This window comes from Paracoccus chinensis (genome assembly GCF_900102885.1).
Classification (GTDB): Bacteria; Pseudomonadota; Alphaproteobacteria; order Rhodobacterales; family Rhodobacteraceae; genus Paracoccus; species Paracoccus chinensis.
This window is the reverse complement of sequence record NZ_FNGE01000011.1, coordinates 114,270-121,897: the sequence shown is the minus strand read 5'-3', so window position 1 is coordinate 121,897 and position 7,628 is coordinate 114,270. Positions and strand designations below refer to the sequence as shown.

Genomic DNA, 7,628 nt, shown 5'->3' with positions numbered 1-7,628 from the left:
CGTCCACTGCAAGACCTGCGACATCAAGGACCCGTCGCAGAACATCGTCTGGACCACGCCGCAGGGCGGCGACGGGCCGAACTATCCCAACATGTGATGCGCCCCGGGCCGCCCGGCGTTGCCGCCGGGTGCGTCCCCGTCTAGGGTCGCGGGTCATGTGTCAACCTGTGCTGCGGGGCATTGCCGTTCGATGAAGCCCATCCTGAGCCTGGCGATCGCCGCGCTGATCTCGACCGCCCCTCCTGTCCTTGCCCGGCCCGGCCTCGCGCCGGCCGGGGGGACGCCCATCCTGCGGATGACGCAGGCCCAACCTGCAACCGGACCAGAGGCGCAGACGCCGCCCGGCAGCGACACGCGCCAAGGGCTGCGGCCCGCGCCGGTCCGCGGCCTCGCCGGGGCCTATCTCGCCGCCCGGCAGGCCGCGACCGACAGCGATTTCGCGGCCGCGGCCCGCTATTTCGGCGAGGCGGTGGCGGCGGACCCGGCCGAGCCCTTCCTGCAGGACGGCGCGCTTGTGTCGATGATCTCGGCGGGGGAAATCGACCGGGCCGTGGACCTGGCCAACCGCCTGGCACAGGCGGGCGGGGACGAGACCGAACTGGGCGTGCTGCTGCGCCGGGTGGACCTGGCCCGGCGCGAGGACTGGACCGGCGTCCTGGCCCTGCTGGACCAGGGTGGCCCCTCTCCCAGCGCGGGGGGGCCGATGCTGGACGGCCTGTTCCGCGCTTGGGCGCTGATGGGCGCGGGCCGCGCCTCGGAAGCCTTCGCCACATTCGAGCAGATGGGCGAAGGAGAGGGCGTAGCGGGAATCGCGGCCTTCCAGCTTGCGCTCGCCCGCGCCATGGTCGGCGATTACGAGGGCGCGGCGGCGGCGCTGGACAACCCCGAGGCCTCCTCGCACCTGCAGGGCGTGCTGGCGCGCGCCCAGGTTCTGTCGCAGCTGGAACGCAACGACGAGGCGATCGCCATGCTCGACGGACTCGAGGCGATCGAGAACGAGCCGGCGCTGGTCGATCTGCGCCGCAGGCTCCAGTCGGGCGAGACGCTGCCCTTCGACGTGATCGGCAACGCCCGCGAAGGGCTGGCGCAGGTGCTGGTGACCTTCGCCGGCGCCCTGATCGGGGATGAGGAAACCGATCCGCTGGCGCTGATCTATGCGCGGTTGGGGCAGTCCCTCGACCCCGAGATGCCGGACGCGCGGCTGCTGATCGCCCAGCTTCTGCAATCGGCGGGCCAGTTCGACTTGGCCGAGCGCGAGTTCGACGCCCTGCGCGAGGCCGGCCAGATGCGGCCCGCGGCCGAGCTGGTGCGCATCGATTCGCTGGTGCGCGCCGAGCGGATGGACGCGGCCGAAGCCGCCGCCCGTGCCCTGACCGAAGCCTATCCCGATTATGCCCAAGCCTGGGTCGCGCTGGGCGACGTGCTGCGCCAGCGCGACAAGTTCGCCGAAGCCGTGCCCGTTTACGACCGTGCGCTGGAGATCCTGCAGACAGGCGAGGACCCGCAGGCGACCTGGTTCCCGCTTTATGCCCGCGGCATCGCCAAGGAACGCTCGGGCCAGTTCGACAGCGCCGACGCCGATTTCCAGGCGGCGCTGGAACTGCAGCCTGATCAGGCGCCGATCCTGAACTATCTCGGCTATTCCTGGGTGGACCGGAACGTGCGGCTGGACGAGGGTCTCAAGCTGATCGAGCGCGCGGTCGAACTGCGCCCCGACGACGGCTACATCCTCGATTCGCTGGCCTGGGCCTATTACCGGCTGGGCCGCTACGCCGAGGCCGTGGCGCCGATGGAGCGTTCCGTCGCGGTCATGTCCGACGACAGCCTGGTCAACGACCACATGGGCGACATCTACTGGATGGTCGGGCGCAAGCGCGAGGCCGAGATCCAGTGGCAGCGCGCGCTGAGCCTCTACAAGCCCGAGGACACCGACACGGACGTGGACCGCATCCGCGCCAAGCTGAACGTCGGGCTGGATGCCGTTCTGGAAGCCGAGCGGGCGAATGGCGGCACCTTGCCCGAGGGCTTCGGCCTGCCCGAACCCGAGCCTGCCACGGTTGAGGCCTCTGGCAGCGCCGTTCCGCCAAGGCCCTGAGGCGCTTCTCGCCCTCATGATCCGCACCGAGCCCGCGCCCGCCAAGATCAACCTGGCCCTGCATGTCACGGGGCGGCGGGCGGACGGCTATCACCTGCTCGATTCGCTGGTGGTCTTCACCGCTCTGGGCGACCGGGTGACGGTCGCGCCGGGGCCCGCCGCGCTGACCGTGACCGGCCCCTTCGCCGATGCCGTGCCGACCGGCGAGAAGAACCTGTGCCTGCGCGCCCTGCGCCACGTGGGCATGCAGGCGGCGGTCACGCTGGAGAAGAACCTGCCCCCGGCCTCGGGCATCGGCGGGGGCACGGCGGATGCCGCCGCCGTCCTGCGCGCGCTGGGCGCCGCGCCGGATCGGCCCGAGACCCTGGGCGCCGACCTGCCCGCCTGCCTGCTCAGCCGTCCGCTGCGGATGCAGGGCGTGGGCGAAAGGATCACGCCTGTCGCCCTGCCCGACCTGCATCTGGTGCTGGTGAACCCCCGCGTTGAAACGCCTACCCCCGCGGTCTTTGCCGCGCTGGAGCGCCGGGACAGCGCCCCCCTTCCCGATCTGCCCGCCCTTGCCGATGCCGCCGCGCTGACAGAGTGGCTATCCGCCACCCGCAACGACCTGCAGCCGCCTGCGTTGGGTCTGCGCCCGGTGATCGCCGACTGCCTTGCCGCGCTGTCGGCGCAGAACGCGGGGCTGGCGCGGATGTCGGGCTCGGGCGCGACCTGTTTCGGCATCTTCGCGGACGCCCCTGCGGCCGAGGGTGCCGCGCAGGCCATCGCCGCTGCGCAGCCCGGCTGGTGGGTCCGCGCCACCGTCACCATCCCGGGGCTACCCTCGGGCGGCGCAGGCGGCTAGGCTCTGCCCCGGGAACCAAGGGGAAGGCTGTCATGCTGCGACTGGGCGTCAACATCGACCATGTGGCTACCGTGCGGAACGCGCGCGGCACCCCTTGGCCCGATCCGCTGCGCGCCGCCCTGCTGGCACAGGAGGCCGGCGCTGACGGCATCACCGCGCATCTGCGCGAGGACCGCCGCCATATCTCGGACGCCGACATCGCCCGCCTGTCCGAGGCGCTGCATGTCCCCCTGAACCTGGAAATGGCCGCGACCGCCGAGATGCAGGCTATCGCCCTTCGCCACCGCCCCCACGCCGTCTGCATCGTCCCTGAAAAGCGCGAGGAGCGCACGACCGAGGGCGGCCTCGACGTGGCAGGCGACGAATCGCGGCTGGCCGATTTCATCGCCCCTCTGCGCGAGGCGGGCAGCCGCGTGTCGCTGTTCATCGGCCACGACCCGCGCCAGATCGAGGCCGCCGCCCGCATCGGCGCGGCGGTGGTGGAACTGCACACCGGCGCCTATTGCGACCTCGACACCGAGGGCAACCACGCCGCCCGCGACGCCGAGCTTGCGGGCCTGGCCAAAGGTGCGCGCCTCGCCGCCGCGCTCGGGCTCGAGGTCCACGCCGGCCACGGCCTGACCTTCGACACCGTCGGCCCCATCGCCGCCCTGCCCGAGGTCAGGGAACTAAACATCGGTCATTTCCTGATCTCCGAAGCCCTGTTCATCGGTCTTGGTCCGGCGATCAGGGAGATGCGGGCGCGGATGGACGCGGCGCGGCGAGGATGAGCTTTACTCTTGTCCCTTATCCGACGCTCAACGCGCGCCAAAAGGAACTTCGCAACTTCCACAAGATCGCCGCGCGGCTTGCGGACTATGGCTTTCATTCCATGTGGCTCAGCGACGACTGGCAGGGGGCCGACTTCCTTGCCGTTCACATCGACGGCGAGACCGTACTGCGCGTACAACTGAAGGCCCGGATGGTTCTCGATAAGAAGTATCTTGGCAAGGGACTGCACATTGCGTTCCGCCAAGGGGATCGGGTCTTTGTCTATCCTCATGACGAACTCGCGGCTTTCGTTGACACGCAGGGACTGATCGGCGAAGGCGCGCAACGATACCATGAACATGGCGTCCGGCACTGGCCCGTGCTGCCCGGCTGGGCAAAGGAATTCCTTGGTCCCCACGAGATAAAGACAGCCCCATGATCCTCGGCATCGGCACGGACCTCTGCAATATTGACCGCATCGCGGGCGTGCTCGAGCGGCACGGCGACCGCTTCCGCAACCGGGTCTATACGGAACGCGAACTGGCACGGGCCGCGCGGCGGGCGCATGAGGCGGGGACGCTGGCCAAGCGCTGGGCCGCGAAGGAGGCCTGCAGCAAGGCGCTGGGCACGGGGCTCGCCATGGGCATTGCCTGGCGGGACATGGCGGTGGACAACCTCGCCTCGGGCCAGCCCACCATGCGGCTTTCCGGCTGGGCGGCCGAGCGGCTGGCGGCCATGACGCCCCCCGGGCACCGCGCTCATGTCCATGTCACCCTGACCGATGACCACCCCTGGGCGCAGGCCTTTGTCGTGATCGAGGCCCTGCCCGAGGGCGCCTGACGTTCACGCCCGCGCGTGCGGGACGCGCTTTGCCTTGACTTCCGCCGCCTCGCGCGCCCAAGAACCTCGCCATCCGACATGGAACGAGAGAAAGCATGGCCCGCACCAAGACCGCGACAAAGGAAGGCGGCATCTGGGAAACGGTGAAGACCGTCTTCTGGGCGCTGGTCATCGCGGGCGTGTTCCGCACGCTGTTCTTCCAGCCCTTCTGGATCCCTTCGGGGTCGATGAAGGACACGCTGCTGATCGGCGACTTCCTGTTCGTCAACAAGATGGCCTACGGCTATTCGCGCTATTCCTGCCCCTTCGCGCTCTGTCCCATCGACGGCCGCATCCTCGGGTCCGAGCCCGAGCGCGGCGACGTGGTGGTCTTCCGCCATCCGACCCGCGGCGTCGATTTCATCAAGCGCGTGATCGGCCTGCCCGGCGACACGGTGCAGATGCGGAACGGCCAGCTGATCCTCAACGGCCAGCCCGTGCCGCAGGCCCCGAATGGCGTCTTCGTGGAACCCAAGCTGCCGCAGGGTCCGGCGCGCACCCTGCCCCGCTGCACCAACGAGCCCGTGGCCGAGGGCGGCGACTGCGAAACCCCCCGTTTCACCGAGACCCTGCCCGAGGGGCGCAGCCATGATGTGCTGAACATCCTGGACGACTGGCCGCTGGACAACACGCCGGTCTTCACCGTTCCGGAAGGCAGCTATTTCTTCATGGGCGACAACCGCGACAACTCGGAAGACAGCCGCGTGCCCGCCATCGCCGGGGGCCTGGGCTTCGTGCCGGCCGAATTCCTGATCGGCCGCGCCGACCGGGTGATCTTCTCCTCGGCGGGAAGCTCGCTTCTGTATTTCTGGACTTGGCGGCCGGACCGCTTCTTCCATGGAGTCCACTGAGGTGGCGCGGTGAAGCTCTCGGCCGAGCTCGCCGCATTCTCGGCGCGGCTGGGTCACGACTTCGCCGACCCCGGCCTGCTGGTGCGCGCGCTGACCCATGGCAGCCTGTCCTCGGCCACGCGGCCCGACAACCAGCGGCTCGAGTTCCTGGGCGACCGGGTACTGGGCCTGACCATCGCCGAGGCGCTGCTGAAGGCCGACCAGGGCGCAACCGAGGGCCAGCTTGCGCCGCGCCTCAACGCGCTCGTGCGCGGCGAGACCTGCGCCGAGATCGCGCGCCAGATCGGGCTGGGCGAAGTCCTCAAGCTCGGCCGGTCCGAGATGATGACCGGCGGGAGGCGCAAGGATGCGCTTCTGGGTGACGCGATGGAGGCGGTGATCGCCGCCGTCTATCTGGATGCGGGCTTCGAACCCGCACGCGCCATGATCCTGCGCCTCTGGGGCGCGAGGATCGCGGGGGCCGAGGAAGCGGCCTTCAATCCCAAGACGACGCTGCAGGAATGGGCCCAGGCCAAGGGCATGGCCCCGCCCTCCTACGAGGTGGCGGACCGCTCGGGCCCCGACCACGCGCCGCATTTCCGCATCATCGTGCGGCTGGACGATGGCCGGCAGGCCGAAGCCAGCGGCACCGGCACCAAGCGAAGCATCGAGCAGGCGGCGGCCAGCGCGATGCTGCACCAGATCGGGGATACCCCATGACCGAGAACGACACCGCGACCGAACCGGCGCCCGAAGGACCGACCCGCGCGGGCTTCGTCGCCCTGATCGGCGAGCCCAATGCCGGGAAATCGACGCTGCTGAACCGGATGGTCGGGGCCAAGGTCTCGATCGTCACGCACAAGGTGCAGACGACCCGCGCCCGCATCCGGGGCATCGCCATGCACGGGCAGAGCCAGATCGTCTTCGTGGACACGCCCGGCATCTTCCGGCCGCGCCGCAGGCTCGACCGTTCCATGGTCGCGGCGGCCTGGGGGGGCGCGGCGGATGCTGACATCGTTGTCCTTCTGATCGAGGCGCATCGGGGCCTGACGGACGGCGTGCAGGCGATCATTGAATCGCTCAGCGAGAAGGCGGGCGGGCATCCGGTCGCGCTGGCGATCAACAAGATAGACCGGGTCAAGGCCGAGGAGCTGCTGGCCCTGTCGCAGAAGATGAACGAGGCCTTTCCCTTCGTCCGCACCTTCATGATCTCGGCCGAGCGGGGGCACGGGACCGACGACCTGCTCGCCTGGCTGGCCGCCGAGGTGCCGGAAGGTCCGTGGCTTTACCCCGAGGACCAGATCGCCGATCTGCCGATGCGGATGATCGCGGCCGAGATCACGCGCGAGAAGCTGACCCTGCGGCTGCATGAGGAGATCCCCTACCAGCTGACGGTGGAAACCGAGAACTGGGAAGAACGCCAGGACGGGTCCGCCCGCATCGACCAGGTGGTCTATGTCAGCCGCGCCGGCCACAAGGGGATCGTGCTGGGCAAGGGCGGCGAGACGATCAAGGCCGTCAGCCGCGCCGCGCGCGAGGAGCTGATCGAGTTCATGGGCCGCCCGGTTCATCTGTTCCTGCGCGTGGCGCTGCGCGAGAACTGGCTGGACGAGGCCGAGCGCTATACCGAGATGGGCCTCGACTTCCGCGACGGGAACTGATGGAGCCGCGCCTGACCGCCGGGCTGCGCGTCGCCGCGCTGCTGCGGCGGGCGGACCTGGAAGGGCGCGGCGCCTATGTCGTCCATCGCGGCGATGACACGGCAGGCGCGCTGGCGGTCAGCGTGGCGCGCCCCGGCGGGACGGCCGAGCTCTGGGCGCAGGAATACGACCTTTCCGCCGATCGCCGCGCCTGGGTGCGGCAGGCCGAGGGAACGACGCGCGACATCGACGCCGCCATCGCCCGCAGGCGTGCCGCCGATCCCGACCTGTGGGTGATCGAACTCGAACTGCCCGGGCATGTCGCCGTGACGGACCTGCTGGATTGATGCCTTGGTAGGGGGCGCTGCCCCCGCCGTCCTGTGGACGGCTCCCCCGGGATACTTGGGCAAAAGAGAAGCACTAACTCGGCGCATGAGCGTCAGCGTCGGCTACAGACCCGACGTCAGCGCTTGGCCTTGTCGCTGATCCTCCTGTTCTTCTTTGTATAAATATCCCGCGGGGGACCGGGGGCGCGAAGCCCCCGGTGATGCGTCTCCACTTGCACTCCGCTTCGCGCCACGGAACAATCC

The 7,628-nt window shown here is 69.7% G+C and carries 10 protein-coding genes; all 10 read left to right on the top strand.

The annotated features are described in order from the left end of the window. The coding region (locus BLQ03_RS12495; protein ID WP_139166733.1) for a 4Fe-4S dicluster domain-containing protein at positions 1-97 on the top strand (97 nt) is incomplete at its 5' end. A 93-nt stretch (positions 98-190) separates the two neighbouring features. Beyond that, positions 191-2,095 carry a tetratricopeptide repeat protein gene (locus BLQ03_RS12490; protein WP_090756592.1) on the top strand — a complete coding sequence of 635 codons (1,905 nt, stop codon included), beginning with the start codon at positions 191-193 and terminating at the stop codon, positions 2,093-2,095. Positions 2,096-2,111: 16 nt separating this feature from the next. Then, complete coding sequence (locus BLQ03_RS12485; protein ID WP_090756590.1) at positions 2,112-2,939, top strand: 4-(cytidine 5'-diphospho)-2-C-methyl-D-erythritol kinase; 828 nt, start codon at positions 2,112-2,114, stop codon at positions 2,937-2,939. A gap of 32 nt (positions 2,940-2,971) precedes the next feature. After that, positions 2,972-3,709: a pyridoxine 5'-phosphate synthase gene (locus tag BLQ03_RS12480; protein WP_090756589.1), complete on the top strand. Its 738-nt coding sequence runs from the start codon at positions 2,972-2,974 to the stop codon at positions 3,707-3,709. After that, positions 3,706-4,128, top strand: coding sequence for a hypothetical protein (locus BLQ03_RS12475; protein ID WP_090756587.1), 423 nt, complete (start codon positions 3,706-3,708; stop codon positions 4,126-4,128). The genes BLQ03_RS12480 and BLQ03_RS12475 overlap by 4 nt, the downstream gene beginning before the upstream one ends. Further along, positions 4,125-4,529 carry a holo-ACP synthase gene (acpS, locus tag BLQ03_RS12470; protein WP_090756585.1) on the top strand — a complete coding sequence of 135 codons (405 nt, stop codon included), beginning with the start codon at positions 4,125-4,127 and terminating at the stop codon, positions 4,527-4,529. The genes BLQ03_RS12475 and acpS overlap by 4 nt, the downstream gene beginning before the upstream one ends. A gap of 95 nt (positions 4,530-4,624) precedes the next feature. Next, positions 4,625-5,419 carry a signal peptidase I gene (gene lepB / locus BLQ03_RS12465; protein ID WP_090756583.1) on the top strand — a complete coding sequence of 265 codons (795 nt, stop codon included), beginning with the start codon at positions 4,625-4,627 and terminating at the stop codon, positions 5,417-5,419. A gap of 9 nt (positions 5,420-5,428) precedes the next feature. Further along, positions 5,429-6,118 (top strand): ribonuclease III, encoded by a 690-nt coding sequence (gene rnc / locus BLQ03_RS12460; RefSeq protein ID WP_090756581.1) that lies wholly within the window; start codon positions 5,429-5,431, stop codon positions 6,116-6,118. Beyond that, on the top strand, positions 6,115-7,059 hold the full coding sequence (gene era, locus BLQ03_RS12455; RefSeq protein WP_090756579.1) for a GTPase Era: 945 nt from the start codon (positions 6,115-6,117) through the stop codon (positions 7,057-7,059). Before rnc ends, era begins: the two co-directional genes overlap by 4 nt. Beyond that, positions 7,059-7,385, top strand: a complete 327-nt coding sequence (locus BLQ03_RS12450; RefSeq protein WP_245688879.1) for a DUF1491 family protein — start codon at positions 7,059-7,061, stop codon at positions 7,383-7,385. The genes era and BLQ03_RS12450 overlap by 1 nt, the downstream gene beginning before the upstream one ends. Positions 7,386-7,628 lie beyond the last annotated feature (243 nt).

Excerpts from the sequence above, each read along its gene's own strand:
- BLQ03_RS12490 (WP_090756592.1), top strand. The coding sequence starts at position 191 with ATGAAGCCCATCCTGAGCCTGGCGATCGCCGCGCTGATCTCGACCGCC.
- BLQ03_RS12485 (WP_090756590.1), top strand. The coding sequence starts at position 2,112 with ATGATCCGCACCGAGCCCGCGCCCGCCAAGATCAACCTGGCCCTGCAT.
- BLQ03_RS12480 (WP_090756589.1), top strand. The coding sequence starts at position 2,972 with ATGCTGCGACTGGGCGTCAACATCGACCATGTGGCTACCGTGCGGAAC.
- BLQ03_RS12475 (WP_090756587.1), top strand. The coding sequence starts at position 3,706 with ATGAGCTTTACTCTTGTCCCTTATCCGACGCTCAACGCGCGCCAAAAG.
- acpS (WP_090756585.1), top strand. The coding sequence starts at position 4,125 with ATGATCCTCGGCATCGGCACGGACCTCTGCAATATTGACCGCATCGCG.
- lepB (WP_090756583.1), top strand. The coding sequence starts at position 4,625 with ATGGCCCGCACCAAGACCGCGACAAAGGAAGGCGGCATCTGGGAAACG.
- era (WP_090756579.1), top strand. The coding sequence starts at position 6,115 with ATGACCGAGAACGACACCGCGACCGAACCGGCGCCCGAAGGACCGACC.
- BLQ03_RS12450 (WP_245688879.1), top strand. The coding sequence starts at position 7,059 with ATGGAGCCGCGCCTGACCGCCGGGCTGCGCGTCGCCGCGCTGCTGCGG.